The 20,293-nt window shown below is 69.9% G+C and carries 19 protein-coding genes; 9 read left to right on the top strand and 10 right to left on the bottom strand.

Features of this window, described 5'->3' with window-relative positions; all coding sequences use genetic code 11:
• Positions 1 to 105 precede the first annotated feature (105 nt).
• From RIN43_RS07920 to RIN43_RS07930, 3 genes are all read left to right on the top strand, one after another.
• Positions 106 to 990: an SDR family oxidoreductase gene (locus RIN43_RS07920; RefSeq protein ID WP_309128359.1), complete on the top strand. Its 885-nt coding sequence runs from the start codon at positions 106 to 108 to the stop codon at positions 988 to 990.
• Positions 987 to 1,298 carry a hypothetical protein gene (locus RIN43_RS07925; RefSeq protein ID WP_309128360.1) on the top strand — a complete coding sequence of 104 codons (312 nt, stop codon included), beginning with the start codon at positions 987 to 989 and terminating at the stop codon, positions 1,296 to 1,298. The genes RIN43_RS07920 and RIN43_RS07925 overlap by 4 nt, the downstream gene beginning before the upstream one ends.
• 118 nt (positions 1,299 to 1,416) lie before the next feature.
• Positions 1,417 to 2,457 (top strand): nitronate monooxygenase, encoded by a 1,041-nt coding sequence (locus RIN43_RS07930; RefSeq protein WP_309128361.1) that lies wholly within the window; start codon positions 1,417 to 1,419, stop codon positions 2,455 to 2,457.
• Positions 2,458 to 2,464: 7 nt separating this feature from the next.
• Here RIN43_RS07930 and purU read toward each other — a convergent pair whose 3' ends face one another.
• The gene (purU, locus tag RIN43_RS07935; RefSeq protein WP_309128362.1) at positions 2,465 to 3,328 is read right to left on the bottom strand and encodes a formyltetrahydrofolate deformylase; all 864 of its coding nucleotides are present in this window, start codon (positions 3,326 to 3,328) and stop codon (positions 2,465 to 2,467) included.
• A 73-nt stretch (positions 3,329 to 3,401) separates the two neighbouring features.
• On the opposite strand from purU, the gene RIN43_RS07940 reads away from it, so the two are divergent.
• A complete protein-coding gene (locus RIN43_RS07940; protein WP_309128363.1) occupies positions 3,402 to 3,860 on the top strand; it encodes a glutaminase in 459 nt (152 codons plus the stop codon).
• Between the two features lies 1 nt (position 3,861).
• Here the strand turns inward: RIN43_RS07940 and RIN43_RS07945 are convergent, their stop codons facing one another.
• On the bottom strand, positions 3,862 to 4,578 hold the full coding sequence (locus tag RIN43_RS07945; RefSeq protein WP_309128364.1) for a GMP synthase: 717 nt from the start codon (positions 4,576 to 4,578) through the stop codon (positions 3,862 to 3,864).
• Between the two features lie 100 nt (positions 4,579 to 4,678).
• Here RIN43_RS07945 and RIN43_RS07950 point away from each other — a divergent pair, with 100 nt between their 5' ends.
• Positions 4,679 to 7,231: an ATP-dependent Clp protease ATP-binding subunit gene (locus RIN43_RS07950; protein WP_309128365.1), complete on the top strand. Its 2,553-nt coding sequence runs from the start codon at positions 4,679 to 4,681 to the stop codon at positions 7,229 to 7,231.
• A gap of 45 nt (positions 7,232 to 7,276) precedes the next feature.
• Here the strand turns inward: RIN43_RS07950 and RIN43_RS07955 are convergent, their stop codons facing one another.
• From RIN43_RS07955 to RIN43_RS07980, 6 genes are all read right to left on the bottom strand, one after another.
• On the bottom strand, positions 7,277 to 8,002 hold the full coding sequence (locus RIN43_RS07955) for a LysR substrate-binding domain-containing protein (protein ID WP_309128366.1): 726 nt from the start codon (positions 8,000 to 8,002) through the stop codon (positions 7,277 to 7,279).
• Positions 8,003 to 8,500: 498 nt separating this feature from the next.
• Complete coding sequence (locus tag RIN43_RS07960; RefSeq protein WP_309128367.1) at positions 8,501 to 9,181, bottom strand: helix-turn-helix domain-containing protein; 681 nt, start codon at positions 9,179 to 9,181, stop codon at positions 8,501 to 8,503.
• A 124-nt stretch (positions 9,182 to 9,305) separates the two neighbouring features.
• A complete protein-coding gene (locus RIN43_RS07965) occupies positions 9,306 to 9,713 on the bottom strand; it encodes a transferase (protein WP_309128368.1) in 408 nt (135 codons plus the stop codon).
• A 94-nt stretch (positions 9,714 to 9,807) separates the two neighbouring features.
• The gene (locus RIN43_RS07970) at positions 9,808 to 10,581 is read right to left on the bottom strand and encodes a DNA-formamidopyrimidine glycosylase family protein (RefSeq protein ID WP_309128369.1); all 774 of its coding nucleotides are present in this window, start codon (positions 10,579 to 10,581) and stop codon (positions 9,808 to 9,810) included.
• Positions 10,574 to 11,329, bottom strand: coding sequence for an EI24 domain-containing protein (locus RIN43_RS07975; RefSeq protein WP_309128370.1), 756 nt, complete (start codon positions 11,327 to 11,329; stop codon positions 10,574 to 10,576). Before RIN43_RS07975 ends, RIN43_RS07970 begins: the two co-directional genes overlap by 8 nt.
• A 26-nt stretch (positions 11,330 to 11,355) precedes the next feature.
• Complete coding sequence (locus tag RIN43_RS07980) at positions 11,356 to 15,936, bottom strand: ATP-dependent helicase (RefSeq protein ID WP_309128371.1); 4,581 nt, start codon at positions 15,934 to 15,936, stop codon at positions 11,356 to 11,358.
• Between the two features lie 76 nt (positions 15,937 to 16,012).
• Between RIN43_RS07980 and RIN43_RS07985 the strand changes: the two genes are divergently transcribed.
• From RIN43_RS07985 to RIN43_RS07995, 3 genes are read left to right on the top strand one after another with little or no spacing between them, the layout of a single operon-like run.
• Positions 16,013 to 16,426 (top strand): DUF6157 family protein, encoded by a 414-nt coding sequence (locus RIN43_RS07985; RefSeq protein ID WP_309128372.1) that lies wholly within the window; start codon positions 16,013 to 16,015, stop codon positions 16,424 to 16,426.
• Between the two features lie 39 nt (positions 16,427 to 16,465).
• Positions 16,466 to 17,059 (top strand): RNA polymerase sigma factor, encoded by a 594-nt coding sequence (locus tag RIN43_RS07990; protein WP_309128373.1) that lies wholly within the window; start codon positions 16,466 to 16,468, stop codon positions 17,057 to 17,059.
• A complete protein-coding gene (locus RIN43_RS07995; protein WP_309128374.1) occupies positions 17,056 to 17,808 on the top strand; it encodes a hypothetical protein in 753 nt (250 codons plus the stop codon). Before RIN43_RS07990 ends, RIN43_RS07995 begins: the two co-directional genes overlap by 4 nt.
• 8 nt (positions 17,809 to 17,816) lie before the next feature.
• Here RIN43_RS07995 and RIN43_RS08000 read toward each other — a convergent pair whose 3' ends face one another.
• Together RIN43_RS08000 and RIN43_RS08005 are read right to left on the bottom strand one after the other, a co-directional pair.
• Positions 17,817 to 17,999, bottom strand: a complete 183-nt coding sequence (locus RIN43_RS08000; protein ID WP_309128375.1) for a PspC domain-containing protein — start codon at positions 17,997 to 17,999, stop codon at positions 17,817 to 17,819.
• Positions 18,000 to 18,037: 38 nt separating this feature from the next.
• Positions 18,038 to 19,720 (bottom strand): ABC-F family ATP-binding cassette domain-containing protein, encoded by a 1,683-nt coding sequence (locus RIN43_RS08005; RefSeq protein WP_309128376.1) that lies wholly within the window; start codon positions 19,718 to 19,720, stop codon positions 18,038 to 18,040.
• Between the two features lie 269 nt (positions 19,721 to 19,989).
• On the opposite strand from RIN43_RS08005, the gene RIN43_RS08010 reads away from it, so the two are divergent.
• Entirely contained in the window at positions 19,990 to 20,283 is a 294-nt protein-coding gene (locus tag RIN43_RS08010) for a hypothetical protein (protein WP_309128377.1), read from the top strand.
• Positions 20,284 to 20,293 lie beyond the last annotated feature (10 nt).

Consider the following 20,293-nt stretch of genomic DNA (forward strand, 5'->3'; position numbering starts at 1 on the left):
CGGCGCTCTGACTGTCAACCCCCTGGTTCCTGACGGGCGCCGAGCGGATGCTGTGTTGACCGGTTCCTGTTCGATACTGACTCGACATCTGAAGAGAGGCGCACGATGACTGAGACCACGTCCGATCCCCGCCACGAGCACCACGACGATGCCTTCCCTCCCCAGCAGCAGGAGCAGCCCGGTCATACCGACGAGACGCGGCCCACACCGGATCACGGTGAGGAGACGTATACCGGCCACGATCGCCTCCGCGGCAGGAAGGCGCTGATCACGGGTGGCGACTCCGGTATCGGACGAGCGGTCGCGATCGCCTTCGCACGCGAAGGGGCCGACGTCGCGATCGTGCACATGCCCGAGGAGCAGGAGGACGGCGACTCCACCGTGCGGGCCATCCGGGAGGCAGGGCGCACCGGCGTGAGCATCCCCGGCGACCTGCGCGAGGAGAGCTTCGCGACGGACGCCGTTCGCAGAGCGCGAGAAGAGCTCGGCGGGCTGGACGTCCTCGTGCTGAACGCCGCCTACCAGCACGACATCGACGGCTTCGGCTCACTCGCCACCGAGGACATGCGACGCGTGTTCGACACCAACCTCGCAGGCACCATCTTCACCGCCCGTGCGGCGTACCCCGACCTCCCGCCGGGCGCCAGCATCATCGTCACCGCCTCCATCCAGGCGTACAACCCGTCGCCGGGGCTCATCGACTATGCGATGACCAAGGCCGCCCAGGTCGCCTTCGTCAAGGCGCTGGCCACCGAGGCGGGCGAACGCGGCATCCGCGTGAACGCCGTCGCACCCGGGCCGATCTGGACGCCGCTCATCCCCGCCACCGGCTGGGACGCCAGCAAGCTCGAGAGCTTCGGCGCGGATACTCCGCTGGGCAGGGCGGGGCAGCCAGCAGAACTCGCCGGCGCCTACGTGTACCTGGCCGCCGAGGAATCGTCTTACACATCGGGCAGCGTCATCGCTGTGACAGGAGGCAAGGCACTATGAGCACCGCACTTTCCGACGTACCGAGATCGCCCGCCCCGCACGGGGACTGGGAGATCACTCCGCTCGGGCGCGACAATTGGCGGGTGTGCGATCGCGCCCGCAAGCAGGGCGACGCCGACTGCCTGATCGCGTACGTCGAGCGCAACAGCACAGGAACGCTCGATGTTCTCTGGCTGCGCACGCCGTGCCCTCGCCGCTCTCGCTTCCGTGACATGGCGCAGCTGCTGGATGCCCTCGACGAAGCCGTTGCCGCTGCGTCCGACCGCTCGCGTCCTCCCGTGGCGATCCGCCACCTGCCCCCACTCTGATCCTCGGCGGGGCGTACTCCACCCCCGTCGCCATCGTCGGCACCCTCCCCCGTCGACGACCGGCGGCGGGGGTGACCCATGTCGCGACGGGCGGAAGAAGCGGGCATAGTCTCGAAACATGAACGATCTCCGCGACGTACTCGGCATCCGGCATCCGATCGTCCTCGGGCCGTTCGGCGGACTCTCCTCCATCGCGCTCACCGCCTCGGTGAGCGAAGCCGGAGGACTGGGCTCCTTCGGCCTCTACGGCTACGACGCCGAGCGGATCCGGTCGACCGTCGCCGAGCTGCGGCAGGCGACTTCCGCCCCGTTCGCCCTGAACATCTGGCTGCCCTCGGGCGACGAGGTTCGACCCGGGCCCGAGCACGACGACTACGCCACGGCGCTCGCCCCGTTCTTCAGCGAGGTCGGGATCCAACCGCCGGCGCGTCCCGATCGCTACCTGCCGTCGCTCGACGAGCAGCTCGGGGCGATCTGGCAGGCCGCACCCGCGGTGCTCAGCGTCGTCTTCGGCGTGCCGTCGCGATCGATCGTCGAGGAGGCGCATCGTCGCGATATCAGGGTCGTCGGAACGGCGACGACAGTAGCCGAAGCCGTCGCGCTCGAGGCGGGAGGAGTGGACGCGATCGTCGCCACGGGCGCTGAGGCGGCCGGGCACCGCGTGTCGTTCCTGAAGCCGACATCCGATTCACTGGTCGGGCTGTTCTCGCTGCTGCCGCAAGTGGCGGATGCGGTTGACATCCCCGTCATCGCGGCCGGCGGCATCGCCGACCGTCGCGGCGTCGCCGCCGCGTTCGCGCTGGGAGCCGCCGGGGTGCAGGTGGGCACGTCGTTCCTGGCGACCGCCGAGTCCGCCGCGAACGACGTGCATCGCGCCGCGATCCGTGAGACCGCAGCGGATGAGAGTGTGCTCACCCGGGCGATGAGCGGAAGGCTGGCGCGCGGGGCTCGCAACAGGGCAGTGACCGCCATCGAGGAATCGGGCGCGATAGCTCCGTTCCCCGCGCAGAACTGGCTCACCGGGCGCTTCCGCGCTGAAGCGGGGCAGCGCGGCCTGGGGGATCTGCAGTCGCTCTGGCTGGGGCAGTCCGCTCCGCTCGCTCGATGGGATGCCGCCGCCGACGTCTTCGAGGAACTGCTCGCCGGCGTTCCCGCGTGACAGAGCCCTACAGGATGACGGTCGAGCGACCGTGCACGATGACTCGGTCCTCGGCGTGCCATTTCACGGCGCGGGCGAGCACGTAGCGCTCGACGTCGGCGCCGCGCCGCTGCAGCTCAGCCGCCGATTCGGCGTGCGTGACGCGGGTGACATCCTGCTCGATGATCGGCCCCTCGTCGAGATCGGCGGTCGCGTAGTGCGCCGTCGCGCCGATCAGCTTCACACCGCGGTCCTTCGCGCGCGCGTACGGATTGGCTCCGATGAACGCGGGCAGGAACGAGTGGTGGATGTTGATGACCGGCGCGCCGAGCCCGGTGATGAACCCGTCGGTGAGGATCTGCATGTAGCGGGCGAGCACGACGAGGTCGACGTTCCCCTGCAGCAGCTCCAGCTGTCGCCGCTCCATCTCGGCCTTGGCGTCGTCGCCCGTGCCGCGCGGCGTGTGCACGAACGGCACGCCGAACGAGCGGACCGATTCCGCGAGGTCGGGGTGGTTAGAGACGACCATCGTGACGTCGATGTCGAGCTCGCCGCGCTGGGTGCGCCAGAGCAGCTCCAGCAGGCAGTGGTCGTACTTCGAGACGAAGATCGCCACGCGCTTGCGGCGCGATGCGTCGTGCAGCGACCACTCCATCTCGAACCGCTCGGCGACCTCGGCGATCGACGCTTCTAGTGCAGGGCGACGCGCGGCGAGCCCGTCGAGATGGATGACTGTGCGCTGGAAGAAGCGGCCGCCCTCCGAATCCGTGGAGTGCTGGTCGAGCGAGATGATGTTCGCGCCATGCGCAGCCAGTGCTCCCGCGACCGCCGCCACGATTCCCGGCTGGTCATCGCAGGCGACGAGAAGGCGTGCGGTGTCGGTCTGAGACATGGGTGCTCCTTGAACGGTGTGCATCGATTCTGCCCGCATCCGGCCGGTGCGGACGAATCGTTACCCTGGGAGGGTGACCACGACCGCAGCCCTGCTCGACGGCGCACGGCGCCGCCTCGCAGGCACGCCGCGGGTAGCGCTCGGCGTGCTGCGCACGTCGCGGTGGCGCGCCGACCGCATCACCAGGGCGGGGGAGGCCTGGCACCTGGGAGTGCTGCTGCTGACCGACGACGGTGCGCTGGCGACGGGTGAGATCCTGCGGGCGGCAGAGGAGGTGCGCCGCGGTTACGCGGCGGAGTCCTCGCGAGAGCGTGCCGCGCGTCGCGCCCTCGCGCGCCGTGGTGGATTCGACGAGGGTGAGGTCGTGCACGTCGGCTGGCAGGAGATCGACGTCGAGGCGGTGGATGCCGGCGGAGCATCCGGTCCGCTCGCGCTCGTCGACGACGTGCCGCGCATCCGCTGGGCAGTCGGCGGCGCGCTGGTGCCGCTCGCCGGCTACCTCGAGGAGCGGATCGCCCTGCTGGGGGCGTGAGTCACGGGGAAAGCAGCGCAGGAAAGCGCCCGAGCAGGTCGGCCCCGTCGACGGACGCCGACAGCACCATCGACTCGGTGGCGGCGTACTCGCTCGGGTCGAAGTAGCCGGATGCACGGTACACGGCCATGCGGTCGGCGAAATCCTGCGGCGACGCCTCGGGATGGAACTGGGTGGCGTAGAGGTGATCGCCCACCCGGTACGCCTGCACGGGGCAGGTGTCGTTCGTGGCGAGCAGCACGGCGCCCGGAGGGGTCTCGGCCGCAGACTCCTTGTGTGCGGTGAACACCGACATGGCAGGCGCATTCGGGCCGAAGAGGGGGTCGCTCCGTCCCTCGGCGGTGATCGCGATCGTCGCGGCCTGCACCCGTTCGGGATGATCCATGGTCACCGCGCCACCCAGCATCCGAGTGACGATGCCGATTCCGTAGCAGGTGAACAGCGCCGTCGCCTCGCCGGCCAGAGCGCGCGCCGCGATCCGCTCCAGGTCGTGCTCGACGACGAGCTGCGCCTCGCTCTTGACGGTCTCGGTCACGTTGAACGGGGAACCGCCGATCACGAAGCCGTCGTACCGCTGCCACTCGACCGTCTCGAGTGAGGCGTGCAGCAGATCGATGCGATCGAGACTCTCGAGCCCGAGATCGCGCCGGAACGAGCGGTGCTCGGCATCGGCCGCGCTCCGCTCGGGGCGAGCGCACACGTACAGCACCGAGGACATGAGGGGAGTCTATTCGGCCGGCTTGACCTGGGCCGGGAATACGAGTCATCATGTGACGTTGAACTTGATAGAAGTACGCTCAAGTTTGAGAGGAAACGAAATGCCCAACGACTTCAACGAGGCGGGAGCGGGCTCGTTCGACGAGTTCCTGGCCCGTTACCTCGCAGGTGAGCAGGCCCGGCAGGCGCGATCCATCGACCTCAGCAGGTTCCTCACCACGCGCACCCAGCAGATCCTGCAGCGTGCCGGTCGTTTCGCGCTGGAGCGCGGTCAGACCGAGCTCGACGCACTGCACGTACTGCGCCTGATCGTCGAGGACGACGCCGTAGCCGAGGCGATCGAGCACCTCGGCGTGAAGCCGCAGACCATCATCGACGCCGTTGACGCGCGCCTGCCGATGCCGGGGACAGCGGCGCGTCAGGGCGCAGCCACCATCACCCCGAGCGCGAGCCGCGCGCTGTTCCACTCGTACCAGGTGGCGCGCTCGTCCGGGGCGACCTACATCGAGCCGGAGCACCTGTTCTTCGCACTCGTGCTCGGACAGGACGTGCCGGCCGGGCAGATCCTCGCCCGTGCGGGCGTCACGGCAGAAGCGCTCACGCAGAGCCTTCGGGAGCCGGTGCCCGCCGGAGTCGACGCCGAGGCGGATACCGCGGCGGGCGCCTCCGAGACGCCCATGCTCGATCAGTACGGGCTCGACCTCACCGCCCGCGCCCGCGCCGGTGAACTCGACCCGGTCATCGGCCGGGCGACGGAGATCGAGCAGACCATCGAGATTCTGAGCCGTCGGACCAAGAACAACCCGGTGCTGATCGGTGAGGCGGGCGTCGGCAAGACCGCGATCGCCGAGGGCCTGGCCACGGCGATCGTCGAGGGCGCCGTGCCGGCTCAGCTGAAGGACCGCCGAGTCGTGGCACTCGACCTGCCTGGGATGCTCTCCGGCACGCGCTACCGCGGCGACTTCGAAGAGCGGCTCACCAAGACCATGGACGAGATCGCCCAGCACAAGGGCGAGGTCATCGTGTTCCTCGATGAGCTGCACACCGTCGTCGGTGCGGGCGGCTCGGGCGAGGGCGGCATGGATGCGGGCAACATCCTCAAGCCGCGTCTGGCCCGCGGCGAATTGCACCTCGTCGGCGCGACCACTCTCAGCGAGTACCGCCGCATCGAGAAGGACCCGGCGCTCGAGCGCCGATTCCAGCCGGTGAAGGTCGGTGAGCCCTCGATCGAAGACGCCGTGCGCATCCTCGAGGGGCTCAAGCCGGCCTATCAGGAGCACCACGCCGTGACCTACACCGACGAGGCGATCCGCGCCGCCGTCGAGCTGAGTGCGCGCTACCTGCCTGACCGCGTGCTGCCCGACAAGGCCATCGATCTGATCGATCAGGCGGGAGCTCGACTGCGCCTGCGGCTCGGCGCCGTAACGGACGTCTCGGCTCTGATGGCGAGGCTCGCAGAACTGGAGGCCGAGAAGAACGCCGCCGTGAGCGCCGAGCTCTACGAGGAGGCTTCGCGCATCCGCGACGAGATCGGCCAGGTGCAGCGCCGGATCGACGAGGCCGGGTCCGGTCTCGCGGCCGGCGCCGCGCCCGGCGACGCCGTCGTCGATGAGGCGGAGATCGCCGCCGTGATCTCGCGTGCGACCGGCATCCCGGTGAGCCGCCTGACCGAGACCGAACGCGAGCGCCTGCACGACCTCGAGGCCGACCTGCACGCCAGGGTCATCGGCCAGGAGGACGCGGTCGCGGCGGTGGCCCGAGCCGTGCGGCGCAGCCGCACAGGAATGGGCGATGCCCGCAGGCCGGTCGGCTCGTTCCTGTTCCTCGGGCCGACCGGTGTCGGAAAGACCGAGCTGGCCAGGGCCCTGGCGGACCGCCTGTTCGACGACGAGAACGCCGTGATCCGCTTCGACATGAGCGAGTTCGGCGAGCGGCACACCGTGTCGCGTCTGGTCGGTGCCCCTCCCGGATACGTCGGCTACGACGAGGCCGGTCAGCTCACCGAGCGAGTGCGGCGCAACCCGTACTCGATCGTGCTCTTCGACGAGATCGAGAAAGCGCACCCCGACGTGTTCAACCTGCTGCTGCAGGTGCTCGATGACGGGCGCCTCACCGATGGGCAGGGGCGCACGGTCGATTTCCGCAACACGGTGATCGTGATGACATCGAACATCGGATCTGAATTCCTGGCCTCGCGGTCGGGAGCGCTCGGGTTCGTCGCATCTCAGGACGCATCGGCGAACGGGTTCGCGTCTGCCGATGATCTGCGCGCTCGCGTCATGGGCAAGCTGCGAGAGGCCATGCGGCCTGAGTTCCTCAACCGCATCGACGAGATCGTGCTGTTCCAGAAGCTCAGCCGCGATGAGCTGGGTCGCATCGTGAGGCTCATGCTGCAGGCCACATCTCGCCGCCTCGGAGACCGCGACATCTCGTTCGAGGTGACGGATGCCGCCGTGGCCTGGCTCGGCGAGCACGGCTACGAGCCCGAGTACGGCGCGCGTCCCCTGCGCAGGCTCATCCAGCGCGAGGTCGACGATCGCATCGCGGACCTGTTCGTCTCCGGCGAGCTGGGCGATGGAGGGCGAGTCGTGCTCGACGCCTCGGACGGCGAGCTGCGCGTCACCGCCGCGATCGGCGTCGTCGCCGCGGCGTGAGCTGACGCGAGGGGGCGGGAGCGGTTGCTCCCGCCCTCTCGCGTCTCAGCGGGAGGAGTTCGCGGTGCGACCCCGGACGATGCCGACGAAGGCCTCGACGTCGGCGGTCGTGCGCTCGCGATCCCAGGCGAGTGCGACAGTGGAGACCGGCCCGCTCTCGAGCGGCCGGTGGTCGACGTCCTTGCGGCGGTGCAGGCGCGCGAGTGACATCGGCACCACGAGGATGCCCACGCCCGAGGCGACGGTAGCCACGGCCTCCTCTGTCGTCTGGATGGCGGGGAAGCGCGGTGCGACCGTCGGCAGTGCGAGCGGACCGAGCACGTCGTCGAGAGGGGTGATGAGCACCTCGCCCGTGAGGTCGTCGGCGGTGAGCCGGTCGGCGGCCATCAGGTGTGATTCGGCCGAGGCCACCACCACGGGCACCTCGTCGTAAAGCCGGATCAGGTGAAGGTCGTCGGGACGATCGATGGGCAGGCGCACCAGTGCGGCGTCGAGATCGCCGAACACGTCGCGCTGCTCGGCGACGGAGATGGGAACGAGCTCGATCTCGACACGAGGCATCCGCTCCTTCCACGCATCCACCCACTTGCCCGGCGTCGCACCGGGGATCACGCCGAGGCGGAACCTGCGCGGCCCCTCGGAAGATGGCGGCTGCGCGCTCTTCTGCAGAGGCTGCGGCGCCGACTTGCTCGGAGCTCGCTTCGGCGCCGGCTTCTTGGCTGCGGGCTTGCCGGGGCGGGGTCGTGCGGGGCGGCGCCGGTCTCTGCTCACCGCAACAGCGTAGCCCGGGCGGTGTGCGCGGATGCCGTTGGTCTCGCCCGGGACAGGGTCGTTGCCGGCAACAGGACGGTTTCGCTGTATCCGTCCTGTTCTGGGCGAAGGGCCTGTTCTCGGGTGCGACGGATGTCCGGCGGGCGTGCCGGCCTCGGCTCACCGCAACACTGTGGGTGTGGCGGGCCGTCGCCGTGAGTCTTCACCCGGGACAGGGTCGTCGCCGGGAACAGGACGGTTTCGCTGCATCCGTCCTGTTCTGGGCGAAGGGCCTGTTCTCGGGTGCGACGGATGTCCGGCGGGCGTGCCGGCCTCGGCTCACCGCAACACTGTGGGTGTGGCGGGCCGTCGCCGTGAGTCTTCACCCGGAACAGGATCGTTGCCGGCAACAGGACGGTTTCGCTGCATCCGTCCTGTTCTGGGCGAAGGGCCTGTTCTCGGGTGCGACGGATGCGGCGGATGCGCCGGACGCGGCGAAGCGGGGGTGCAGTGGGGCGGTCAGTCCGCCTGGCGGACGGTGACGCAGCAGCGGCCGTCGTGCGGCTCGGCGTGTGCGGTCAGATGCTCGCACCCGAGCCCGTCGAGCAGACCGCCGACGAAGGCGTGGTTGGCCGCGCAGACCACGGCCGTGTGCTCGCGGGCCAGGCTGTCGAACGGGCAGTTCGCCAAGACGAGTGCGGCATCCTCGGAGCGGGGTTCGAATCCGTGGCCGGCGAGGGCGTCGGCGGCACGCGACAGTTCGTCGAGGCCGGGCGCGACGTCGACGGATGCGGCCGTGCGCAGCCCTTCGTCGTGTGCCACCTTCTGCAGGGCGGCCTCGGGCGCGACGCCCTCGCCTGCGCGCTCGATCGCGAGGGCGAGCAGATGGCCGACGAGGTCGTAGCGGCGCTCGGGCAGAGATACGGAGACCGTGGCTTCGGTGCGCCGATAGAGCTTCGACGGGCGACCTGCCCCCGGTCCCGAGCGGCCGGTGAGGCGGCGGAACTCGGTCGCGAGCAATCCCGCTTCGACGAGCTTGTCGAGATGAAAGCGCGCCATGTGGACGGGCACGCCTACGGCGTCGGCCGCTGCCTCGCGCCCCACGGCATCCGGCTGTGCGACGACGTACTCGTAGAGCGCTCGGCGCGTCTCGTCGGCGAGACTGCCGATGCTCGATGCGCGTGCGGCGATGTCCATCATGACCTCTGGAAGTGTGAGCCTCGACTCGGGGCTTCTATCGCAGAGTCTAACTTCTTTTAGAGCGAGCGGCGCGTGCATGTCGAGCCGCGGCACGCGGGCACGCCCCGCCGGTGGAGATGCCGGATCAGGCGGCGAGCCAGAGACCCTTCCGGTCGGTGGCGATCCGCAGCCCGGCCGCGACGGTCTCGTCATCGCCGATGCGCGCTCCGCGTGCGATCCTGGCACCCGCACCGATCTCGGTCCGCACGCCGATCTGCGCGCCTTCTCCGACGGCGGCGCCCTGTCCGATGTGCGCGTGCGCTTCCACTCGGGCGTTCTCGCCGATCACGGCATCCGGCTCCACCCACGCGCCTCGGGCGATGCGCGCGCCGGCTCCGACGCGCGCTCCCGGTTCGACATAGGCCCCGGCCTCGATGAGTGCTCTCGGGTGCACCTTCGCGCCGTGCGCGACGAGGCCTCGACCGTTCGCGTGCTTGCGGTACCGCAGCGTCGCGCCCTGGTCGTCCTCGATGTCGATGTAGTTCTTGCCCACGTTTCCTCCCGTGTCCGGGGTGTTCCGGATATAGCTACAACCACGGCAGCGGGGATTTCATTCCCCATCAGGGATGCTGTGCGATGAGGGGTGGTCAGCGCTGGCAGTTCGGGCACCAGAATGTGACGCGCTCGCGCGTCGGATCGGCGCCGAGCGCGCCCCTCCGTATAAGCGTGCCGCAGCGGCGGCACGGCCGGCCGGCACGGCCGTACACCCAGTCGGTGAATCCGCGTCTGGCGTCGCCGGTGAAGGTACGGTGAACCCGGTCGCGATTGGCGCGGATGGTGCGCACGCCGAGCTCGAGCAGGGCGGCGACATCGACCTGAGGCGTGGGCGTCTCGGGCAGGATCCCGCGCAGGAACAGCAACTCGGCGGCGTACTCGTTGCCGAACCCTGCGACGTTGCGCTGGTCGAGGAGAGCTACATGGATGCTGCGGCTGTCGTCGCTCAGCCGCCGCACGGCCTCCGCCGCATCCCAGTCCTCAGCCAGCGGGTCAGGGCCGAGGTGACCGACCAGTTCGTGCTCGTCGCGAGTGGCGACGACCTTCACCTCGGCCAGATCGATGCCCACCGCCTCACGGCTCGCGGTGCCGACGATGGCACGAACCTTGAACGCCGGATGCCGCCACCTCTCCCCGGGTCGGTACACACGCCACGCGCCTTCCATGCGTAGATGGGAATGAAGCGTGTGCGCGCCGATCCGCATCAGCACATGCTTGCCGCGTGGCACAACCTCGTGCACGGCCTGTCCGGTGAGATCGACGGTGGCGGCGCGGGGCACCCGCAGGTCGAAGCGCGTCACCTCGTGACCGGCGAGCGCCTCGTGAAGACGTCGCGTGGTCTGGAAGACGGTGTCTCCCTCAGGCACGGCGGGGCACCTGCGTCGTCGATCCGGTCAGCAGGTCGCGTGCGAGCAGCGTCGCGCCCGCGACCGCCGTCGGCATGATGAACACAGCACCGAGGGGCACCATGAAGCAGAGCTGCGTGGCGACGCCGAAGCCGAGCAGGCGCGAGCGGCGCCCGGCGAACAGTCGCGTGCGGTCGTGGCTCGCGATGTCACGCGCGTTGAGCGCCCGGCCGGTGAGCTCCCGCGCGAGCAGGCGCCCGGTGAGCAGGATGCTCGTGACCGTCGCGAGCACGGCGCCGACGAGGGGGATGAACCCGATCACCAGGGCGAGCAGGGCGACGAGTGCGCCGAGTGCCACGAGCCTGATGCTCTCGGCGACAGCGACTCTCAGCCCTCCGTCGCCTTCTGGCACTTCGCCGCCGAGGTCGTTCTCGACCGAGCGCCAGATGCGCTGATAGAACGGGTCGCCGATCAGCAGGGTCAGCGCGGTGAACAACACGCTCGCGAGCACCAGCGCCCCGATCGCGATCACGACTCCCAGGGCTGATCGCAGCGCGGTAGCCCAGAAGGGTTCCCAGCCATCGGCGAACGGGGTGATCCACGTGGTGATCGTGCCGAGCGAGAGCAGCAAGGGGATGATCGCGGCGGCGAGCAGCACCAGCGCGATCAGCCCCGGAAGCAGGCCGAGAGTCATGAGCCCTGGGCGCCGGCGCCAGTAGCCGAAGCCTCGGCCGAGGAAGCGGATGCCGGTGAGGAACTCGCTGATCATGATCGCCAGACTATTTCAGCCGTCGCTCAGACTGCTTTGCGCAGTGTGTAGCCGCGGGGCGTCGCCACGAAGCCGGCGTCCTGCAGCGCGAGGGCGAACGGTGTGCCGTAGACGCCGGCGCCGTTGATCTTCTCGACTGTGAGGGTCTCGAGGCGACGAGCTCGGGAGGTGGCGACCAGGTCGGATGCGGCAGCGCGCAGCACGCCGGCGTCGTCATCGAAGGCGAGTACCGTGCGGCCGCCGCGTTCGAGGTAGAGCACGAGGGAGCCGTCGACGAGCACGACAAGACCCCCGGCCTTGCGTCCTGGCCGGTGCGACACCTCGTCGAGACGCGGCCAGGGGAGGGCCGCACCGTACGGGTTGGCCGGGTCGGTCGCGGCGAGGGTGACGGTGTTGCGCGGGGGCGGATCGGCGAGGCCGGCGAACGTCCGCAGCCGATCGACCGTCGTGGAAGCGGCGAACTGCGCGGCGCCCAGCTTCTCGATCACGTAGCCCCGGCGGCAGTGGCCGGCCTCCTCGAATCCGGCCAGCACGCGGTAGGCCTGCGCGAAGCCGCCGGGTACGCCCTCCGCCTGCACGGCACCTCTGGTGACCACGCCGTATCTGTCGAGCAGGAGGCCCGCTGTCACGGTGGCGCGGCGGGCGGCATCCGGATCGGTCTCGGGCAGCACGGCCCAGCGCCCCCCGAAGCCTGTCGACGACGGCCGCGCCGTCGGGCGCGCCAGCGAGATGCCGCGGTAGGTGCGGGTGCGCGGAGCCCTGCGCGTGGTCTTGTGCGCCTGCGAACCGCCGGCGATCAGCGCCCTCACGGGCGAGAACGTGTCGTTGGTGACATGGCCCTGCCAGGTGAGCGTCCACAGGGCGTCGAGCACGGATTGCTCGTTCTCGGCCTCTGTCATCGCACGCAGGGCGCCGGTGAACGAGGCGCCGCTCAGACGGAGCACGTCGAGGATCCTCTCCTCGAGCGAGCCGGCCGCCGGCGCCTCCTCGGGAACGGGAAGCGTGAACGGGGCCAGGTCGGCGGGATGCAGCGAAACCCACCCGTCGCGTCCGGGCAGCGCGCCGTGCCCGGCCCAGAGCACCTCTCCCGCAGCGGTGAGCTCGTCGAGCAGTGCGGGGGCGTAGTCGCGCACGCGGCCGGGGAGCACGAGCGACTCCCAGGCGCTCGCGGGGATGGGGACGCCTGCGAACTGCTCGATCACGCTCAGCACGCCGTCGACGCCTTCGAGCGGACGGGTCAGATGCTGCCAGTCGGGCAGGAACCGCGCGTACGCCTGCGGGCTGACCGGCTCGACGCTGCCGCGGATCGCCGCGAGGGAGCGCATCCGCAGCCGCCGCAGCACCTCGGAATCGCACCACTCCTTGCTTCCGTTCGGGTCGGCGTCGGCCGCGGGCAGGAAGTAGCCGCTGGCGAGTCGTCCCGCCGACTCGAGCCGTTGGAGGGTGTGCCGCGCCACGGCCGCGCCGATGCCGTACCGCGCGGCGACGGATTCGGTGGTGAACGGACCGTGGGTGCGGGCGTGACGCGAGAGCAGATCACCGAGCGGGTCGGCGACAGGCTCGAGGAAGGCGACCGGGATACCCGTCGGAAGGGCGGCGCCCAGCGCGTCCCGCAGCCGCCCGGCGTCCTCGATCGCGGCGAAGCGGGGGTGGCCGGCGACGGTGACCGGGATGGCGCGGCGAGCGGTGACCAGCTCGTCGAGAAGCGAGGATGCGCTGAGGGCCTCGCCCTCTTCGAGTCGTTCGGCGATCTCCGCTGCGTCCATCGGGCCGAGCATGCGCAGCAGGTCGGCGACGCCCTCGACGCCGTGCGCCCTGCGCTGGGCGTCGAGCCGCTGCACCTCGCGTTCGAACTGCGCGATCACGTCGGGGTCGAGGAGCTCGCGCATCTCGACCGTGCCGAGCAGCTCGCCCAGCAGCGCGGGATCGACCGAGAGTGCCGCGGCTCTGCGCTCGGCGAGCGGCGAGTCGCCCTCGTACATGAACGCGCCCACGTAGCCGAAGAGCAGGTCGCGCGCATACGGCGAGGGTTGCGAAGGCTCGGTCTCGACGAGACGGATGCGGCGCTCGGAGACGTCGATGATGAGGCGACGCAGGGAGGGCAGATCGTAGACGTCCTGCAGGACTTCGCGCAGCGTCTCGAGGATCACGGGGAAGGTCGGATGCCGCCTGGCCACCTCGAGCAGCTGAGCCGAGCGCTGACGCTGCTGCCACAGGGGGGTGCGCTTGTTCGGGTTCATCCGGGGCATGAGCAGCGCTCTGGCCGCGCATTCGCGGAAGCGAGAAGCGAACAACGCTGACCCGCCCACCTCTGCCGTGACGATCTGCTCGAGCTCGTCGGCATCGAACACGAACAGTTCGGCCCCCGGCGGCTCTGCGTCGGCATCCGGGATGCGCACGATGATGCCGTCGTCGCTCGCGACCGCCGATCCCTCCACCCCGAGGCGCTCGCGCACGCGGGCGTTGATCGCCAGCGCCCATGGTGCGTGCACCTTCATGCCGTAAGGGGAATGCAGGATGAGTCGCCAGTCGCCGACCTCGTCGTGCCCGCGCTCCACGGTCAGGGTGCGATCGGTCGGAAGCGTGCCTGTGGCCTCGCGCTGCTCGGCGAGGTAGCCGAGCAGGTTCTCACGGGCCATCTCGTCGAGCCCGGCGTCGATCAGCCGCTGCTGCGCCTTCGCCGGTGTCGCGGCCGACACCTCCCGCGAAAAGCGTCCCAGCGCCTCGCCGAGCTCGAAGGGGCGCCCGATGCCATCGCCGTGCCAGAAGGGGACTTTGCCCGGCTGTCCGTACGCGGGGAGCACATTCACTCGATCATGGGTGATCTCGGCGATCCGCCAGCTGGTCGTGCCGAGGGTGAACACGTCTCCCACCCGCGACTCGTAGACCATCTCCTCGTCGAGCTCGCCGACGCGAGCTCCGGTCGACTCGCCGGCGACGAAGACCCCGAACAGCCCGCGGTCCGGGATCGTGCCGCCGCTGGTCACGGCGATGCGCTGGGCACCTGGACGTCCTGTGAGCGTGCCGGCATCCCGATCCCACACCACTCGCGGGCGAAGCTCGGCGAACTCGTCGGAGGGGTACTTGCCCGCGAGGAGGTCGAGTGTCGCTTCGTAGGCCGAGCGGGGCAGCGTCTGGAACGGGGCGCTGCGCCTGACCGTCTCGTACCATTCCTCGACCGAGATCGCGTCCAGCGCGCATGCGGCGACCGTCTGCTGGGCGAGGATGTCGAGCGGGTTCCGCGGCACGGCGATCGCCTCGATCTGCCCGGCCAGCATCCGCTCCGTGACGATCGCGGTGTGCAGCACGTCGCCGCGATGCTTGGGGAACAGAGAGGCGCGGCTCACCTCGCCGACCTGGTGCCCTGCACGCCCGACGCGCTGCAGTCCCGACGCCGCCGAAGGCGGCGCCTCGACCTGGATGACCATGTCGACCGCGCCCATGTCGATGCCGAGCTCGAGGCTGCTGGTCGCGACGACGCAGCGGAGGGCGCCCGACTTCAGCTCTTCCTCGACGATCGCGCGCTGCTCCTTCGACACCGAGCCGTGGTGCGCCTTCGCCAGCACGGGGTCCGCTCCGGCGGTGGCGCCCGCCTGCGCCATCATGGCGGCCGGTGGTGCGGCCTGCTCGGGCACTGCGACCCCGATGCGCTCCGAATAGATCTCGTTCAGCCGCCCGGTGAGCCGTTCGGCGAGACGGCGCGAGTTGGCGAAGACGATCGTCGAACGGTTCTCGAGCACCTTGTCGACGATCGCCTCTTCGACGTGCGGCCACACCGACCCGGTCACCTCGGTGTATTCGGCCGGCTCATCGGTCGAAGCGGCGGCGCCGGGTGGAGGGGGAGGGTTGCGCATGTCCTCGATGGGCACGACGACGCCGAGCTCGAAGGTCTTGACCGCCCGTGGTGCGACGATGTCGACCGGCGCCGAGCCGCCGAGGAACCGGGCGACCTCGTCGATCGGGCGCACGGTGGCCGACAGGCCGATGCGTTGTGCGGGAGCATCCGCCCCCCGCGCTCTGCGGAGTGCGTCGAGGCGCTCCAGGCTCACGGCGAGGTGGGCGCCGCGCTTCGTCGCGGCCACGGCGTGCACCTCGTCGATGATGACGGTGTGCACCCCGCGCAGTGTCTCACCCGCACGGCTGGTGAGCATGAGGTACAGCGATTCGGGTGTCGTGATGAGGATGTCGGGCGGGTCGCTGACCAGTTTGCGTCGATCACTCGACGTCGTGTCGCCCGAGCGCACGCCCACCGTGACCTGCGGCACGGGCACGTCCAGGCGGCGGGCGGACTGGCCGATGCCGATCAGTGGCGAGCGCAGGTTGCGCTCGACGTCGACGCCGAGAGCCTTCAACGGTGAGATGTAGAGGATGCGCGTGCGTGCGCCGTCGTCGGTCGACGCAGCCTCCGACCGCTCGCGGAACACGCTGTCGATCGCCCAGAGGAAGGCCGAGAGCGTCTTGCCCGATCCTGTCGGAGCGACGACGAGCGCGTTGCGGCCGGCAGAGATCGCCTCCCACGCTCCGGCCTGAGCGTCCGTAGGCGCGTCGAACGCCCCACGGAACCAGTCCTGCGTCGCGGGGGTGAATCGGTCGAGCACGTCGCTCACCCCTCCATCATGCGGGAGGCCGCCGACATCGGGCTCCGGGGTTGCCGACGTCGGTGGGGCGGGGCAGTCTTGCGGAATGGCCGCGCACACCACGAACTACACCGCCACCTTCATCGAAGTGGCCGAGGACTGCCCCACGGACCATGCGCAGGAACCGCCCATCGGCGAGAAGCCGACGATCGCAGCGCTGCACTATCGGCTGATCGCCGAGCAGCCCTTCGCGCACACATCCGACGACGTGATCTTCGAGACCCATGCCGTCCGGCGGGGCATCGACGACGCCGATCGGGTCGCCGCCCGCGAGGCGTTCTTCAGCAAGGGCCAGCCGTGCCTTCGGTCGTCCCCGCTCGGCAAGCGCTACGGCTGGGGCATCCTGCACGACGCCGAGGGAAGAGTCTCGCTCGTCGCTCGTGAATCAGAGGAGTACGCCCGCCTCGCCGCCGACCCTGCGCTGGCGCACACGAGGGCGATGCGCTCGAAGCGTGCCTGACCTCTGTGACGCTCGCGCTCCTGCCGGACATGACAAGGTATGAGCGACAATACGGACGAGACCGCGATCTGGGAGCGGGCCCTCGCGGGCAGCGGTGAGGCCTTCGCCGAACTGTTCCGCGGACACCGGCATGCCGTGTTCCGACGCGCTGCCGCGCTGGTCGAACGCACCCAGGACGCGGAGGACGCCACGGCGGTTGCGTTCTTCGAACTCTGGCGGAAGAGGAGATCGGTCACCCTCGTCGACGGCACGGTCCTGCCCTGGCTGCTGGTGACCGTCGCCAACACTGCGAGGAACCAGCGTCGCGGCGGCGTCCGCTACCGACGGCTGCTTGCAGCGTTGCCTCACGCGGATCACAGGGACGCCGAGCAGGAGGCGTTGGCCGCGGCCGAGGCCGACATCCTCGGCGTCCGGCTGCGCGACGCGCTTGCCGAGCTTGATCCGAAGGATGCTGCGCTCCTGACGCTCACGGCACTCGACGGCCTCACCATCGTCGATGCGGCAGCGGTGGTCGGACTCAAGCCCGGAGCGGCGCGGACGCGGTTGATGCGGGCGCGCCGTCGTCTGCAACATCAGCTGCGGACGGATCCGCTGCCTGTCACCTGGTTCCTCACCGAAGGAGAACGCGCATGAACCCCACACTCGATCCTGTCTTCGCCGCTGGTGTCGAACGCGAGCTGATGGCGATCGGCACGAGCCGCAGCCGTCTGCAGCGCCATCAGCGTAGGGTGCGGACGGCATCCCTCCTGGGCGGGTCGCTCGCGGTCGTCGGCGCCCTCACCGGAGCGGCCGCCGTCTTCAGTGGCCTGCCGGGGGCCGTCACGGTGACTCCCTTCGCAGAAAAGGTGAGCGGCGCGTACACGGGCACCGCCTCGATCGCGCTCGGGCCTGCTCCCGCTGATGCCGACCGAGTCATCCTCGATGTCACCTGCGCCGATGGCGGCCGCATCGAGGTCCCGACGAATCCAGGGCCCGGAGCCGCAGGCGGCTCCGTCACCTGGGACTGCTCCGACCCCATCCGGGTGAGGGACACCACTCATATCGACGACGGGCTCCTGCGCGCGGATGGCACGATCACGATCACGGCCGATCCCGGGACGCGCTGGTCGGTCGTCGCCCGGTACGGCACCTCGAGGACGACGCCCTGGGGCGTGAACGCCCGCGGCGAGAGCTACGGGGTGCCCAACGACAACGGCATCCCCGACCTGGTCTCAGCACAGGCGACCAACGGCGAGATCGGCTACACCCGCGAGTCGGAGCAGAGAGCCTTCGAGGGCGAGGGGTACATCAGGGTCTACGAGGCGGACGGAGAGACCGTCATCGGATGGTTCCCGATCGGGGACCCGGCTCAACTGGGCGACCCGCCCGCACTGGGGGAGTGACCCGACCCTCATTCCTCCTTCGGGATCACGATCCACAGCAGCACGTACGCCCAGAGCGAGAGGCCCGCGAACAGCACGGCGAGCACGGTGATGACGCGCACGATCGTGGGACTGACGTCGAAACGCCGCGCGACGGCCGAGCACACTCCTGCGATCACGCGATCCCGGCGGGGCCGGACGAGGGGGTTCATACCTTCATCCTGCCCGCCGGGACCGCGATGCGGAACCCTCAGCCGATCTGCGTCAGCCGCCCGTCCGCCCCGAGCTCGAGGGTGAGGTCAAGCCCCAGCCGGCCGAGGAACACATCGTCGTGACTGACGACGAGCACCGCTCCGCGGTAGGCGCGCAGCGCCTCGACGAGCTGATCGACCGTATCGAGGTCGAGGTTGTTCGTCGGCTCGTCGAGCACCACGAGGTGCGGGGCGGGCTCGGCGAGCAGCAGCTTCGCGAGTGCGACGCGGAAGCGCTCGCCTCCGGAGAGGGCGCCCACCGGGCGGTCCATCGCTCCGCCGCGGATCAGGAACCTGGCCAGTCGGTTGCGCAGCTCCTTGTCGGGTACGTGCGGTGCAGCGGCCGCGATGTTCTCGACGACCGATGCCGTCTCATCGAGTCCGTCCACACGCTGGGACAGATACCCGATCCGGTCGGTGTGCGCTTCGATCCGCAGCAGGGATGCGACTTCGAAGGACGCATCCGCTGCGTCCGTCCTGAACTCCTGCGAGCCTCCTTCGGAGTCGACGGCGGAAGTGTCGGATGCGGAGGCGAGGAGGCGTCGCAGCAGGGTCGTCTTGCCGACGCCGTTGCGACCGATCAGTGCGACGCGCTCCGGCCCCTGGATGACCCAGGAGCGGTCCTCGTCGCCGACGCTCGCGATGCGACGTGACGTCGATACACCAGGATCGGGTAGCTCGATGCTCATGCTGTCCTCATCGCGCACGCGCCGGCCCGCCTGGTCGAGCGCCTGTCTCGCGGCATCCTCCTTCGCACCGACCTCGACGCGCAGCCTGCCTGCCGACACCTGCGCGGCCATCTTGCGGCCGTGCGCCACGATCTTCGGCACGCGCTTCTCGATCTCGGCTTTCCGTGCGGTGCGCGCGCGGTGCGCCAGCTTCGTCTCCGCCTCGATGCGCTGGCGCTTCTCCTTCTTGAGGTTCTGCGCCGCATCGCGTTCGGCCTGCCGGGCGGCATCCTGCTCGGCGTCCAGCCACGATCGCCACTCCGAGTAGGGGCCGCCGAAGACGCTCAACCGGCGGGAGTACAGCTCGGCCGTGTCGTCCATCAACTCGAGCAGCGCGACATCGTGACTGACGACGATGAGGGTGCCCTTCCAGGAGCGCACCATCTCGGCCAATCGTGCCCGCGCCTCGCGGTCGAGGTTGTTCGTCGGCTCGTCGAGCAGCGTGATCGGCGCGCGACGAAGTCGGATGCCGGCGATCGCGACCAGCACGGCCTCGCCGCCCGACAGCTCGCCGACCGTTCGATCGAGGAACGACGGGTCGAGACCGGCCTCGGCGAGGGACGCCTCGGCACGCGCCTCGATGTCCCAGTCGTCGCCGACCGAGTCGAAGTGCGCGGGATCGACATCGCCCGAGGCGATGGCACGCACGGCATCGAGCGGGGCGGCGATGCCGAGCAGCTCTGCGACCCGCCTGGTGGTGTCGAGCGTCAGGCGCTGCGGAAGATACGCGACCTCGTCGTTGCCGACGACCTGCCCGCTGGTGGGTGTCAGCGAGCCTGCGATCAGGCGAAGCAGCGTCGATTTGCCCGTGCCGTTGCGGCCGACCAGGCCGGTGCGTCCGGATCCGAACGACCCCGATACGGAGTCGAGGGCGACCGTTCCGTCGGGCCAGGTGAACGTGAGCCGGTCGAGCGTGACGGCGGCGGTGGAAGGTGAGGTGGTTGGTGATGACATGGGCGACTCCCGGGTGTGCGGGTGCGCGGATGCCGACGGTCACATCACGTCGTGGAAGACGTGGAAAGACTCGATGCCGGTGGCAGGAAGGATCGTCGGATCAACGCGTGGATGTGTACGCGGAGGCGACGATTCAGATCAATGGACTTCCAGACACGGCGGACAGGACCTGACGACTATACCGGCGGTCGGGCGTTCACGCAACCCGGGCGTGTCGTATCCGTCGAGGGGTGGATGCCGCGCGTGCCCGGCGTCCGTAGCCTTGAATCATGGACGACAGACCGCCGAGCTCTCACGAGACCTTCACGCGCCTGGGCTGGGGCGCGGGCATCGCGATCGGCATGGGGGTCGGTGTCGCACTCGGATCGGCTCTCGACAACATGGGAGTCGGCCTTGCCATCGGCCTGACGATCGGCATCGCCGTGATGAGCGCCTTCCTGGTCGCTGGGGCGAGATCAGGGCGGACATCGCAGCGGCAGCCGGCTTCGGACGAGCCGGATGCCGATGCAGAGCAGGACGATGCGCCAGAGGCGCCTGACGATCGGGACGACGAGCACCGATAGGCGACAGACG

This window comes from Microbacterium sp. (assembly GCF_031178445.1).
Taxonomy (GTDB): domain Bacteria; phylum Actinomycetota; class Actinomycetes; order Actinomycetales; family Microbacteriaceae; genus Microbacterium.

Coding starts and splice junctions, on each gene's coding strand:
- RIN43_RS07920 (WP_309128359.1), top strand. CDS start 106: ATGACTGAGACCACGTCCGATCCCCGCCACGAGCACCACGACGATGCC.
- RIN43_RS07925 (WP_309128360.1), top strand. CDS start 987: ATGAGCACCGCACTTTCCGACGTACCGAGATCGCCCGCCCCGCACGGG.
- RIN43_RS07930 (WP_309128361.1), top strand. CDS start 1,417: ATGAACGATCTCCGCGACGTACTCGGCATCCGGCATCCGATCGTCCTC.
- purU (WP_309128362.1), bottom strand. CDS start 3,328: ATGTCTCAGACCGACACCGCACGCCTTCTCGTCGCCTGCGATGACCAG.
- RIN43_RS07945 (WP_309128364.1), bottom strand. CDS start 4,578: ATGTCCTCGGTGCTGTACGTGTGCGCTCGCCCCGAGCGGAGCGCGGCC.
- RIN43_RS07950 (WP_309128365.1), top strand. CDS start 4,679: ATGCCCAACGACTTCAACGAGGCGGGAGCGGGCTCGTTCGACGAGTTC.
- RIN43_RS07960 (WP_309128367.1), bottom strand. CDS start 9,181: ATGATGGACATCGCCGCACGCGCATCGAGCATCGGCAGTCTCGCCGAC.
- RIN43_RS07975 (WP_309128370.1), bottom strand. CDS start 11,329: ATGATCAGCGAGTTCCTCACCGGCATCCGCTTCCTCGGCCGAGGCTTC.
- RIN43_RS07985 (WP_309128372.1), top strand. CDS start 16,013: ATGGCCGCGCACACCACGAACTACACCGCCACCTTCATCGAAGTGGCC.
- RIN43_RS07990 (WP_309128373.1), top strand. CDS start 16,466: ATGAGCGACAATACGGACGAGACCGCGATCTGGGAGCGGGCCCTCGCG.
- RIN43_RS07995 (WP_309128374.1), top strand. CDS start 17,056: ATGAACCCCACACTCGATCCTGTCTTCGCCGCTGGTGTCGAACGCGAG.
- RIN43_RS08000 (WP_309128375.1), bottom strand. CDS start 17,999: ATGAACCCCCTCGTCCGGCCCCGCCGGGATCGCGTGATCGCAGGAGTG.
- RIN43_RS08005 (WP_309128376.1), bottom strand. CDS start 19,720: ATGTCATCACCAACCACCTCACCTTCCACCGCCGCCGTCACGCTCGAC.
- RIN43_RS08010 (WP_309128377.1), top strand. CDS start 19,990: ATGGACGACAGACCGCCGAGCTCTCACGAGACCTTCACGCGCCTGGGC.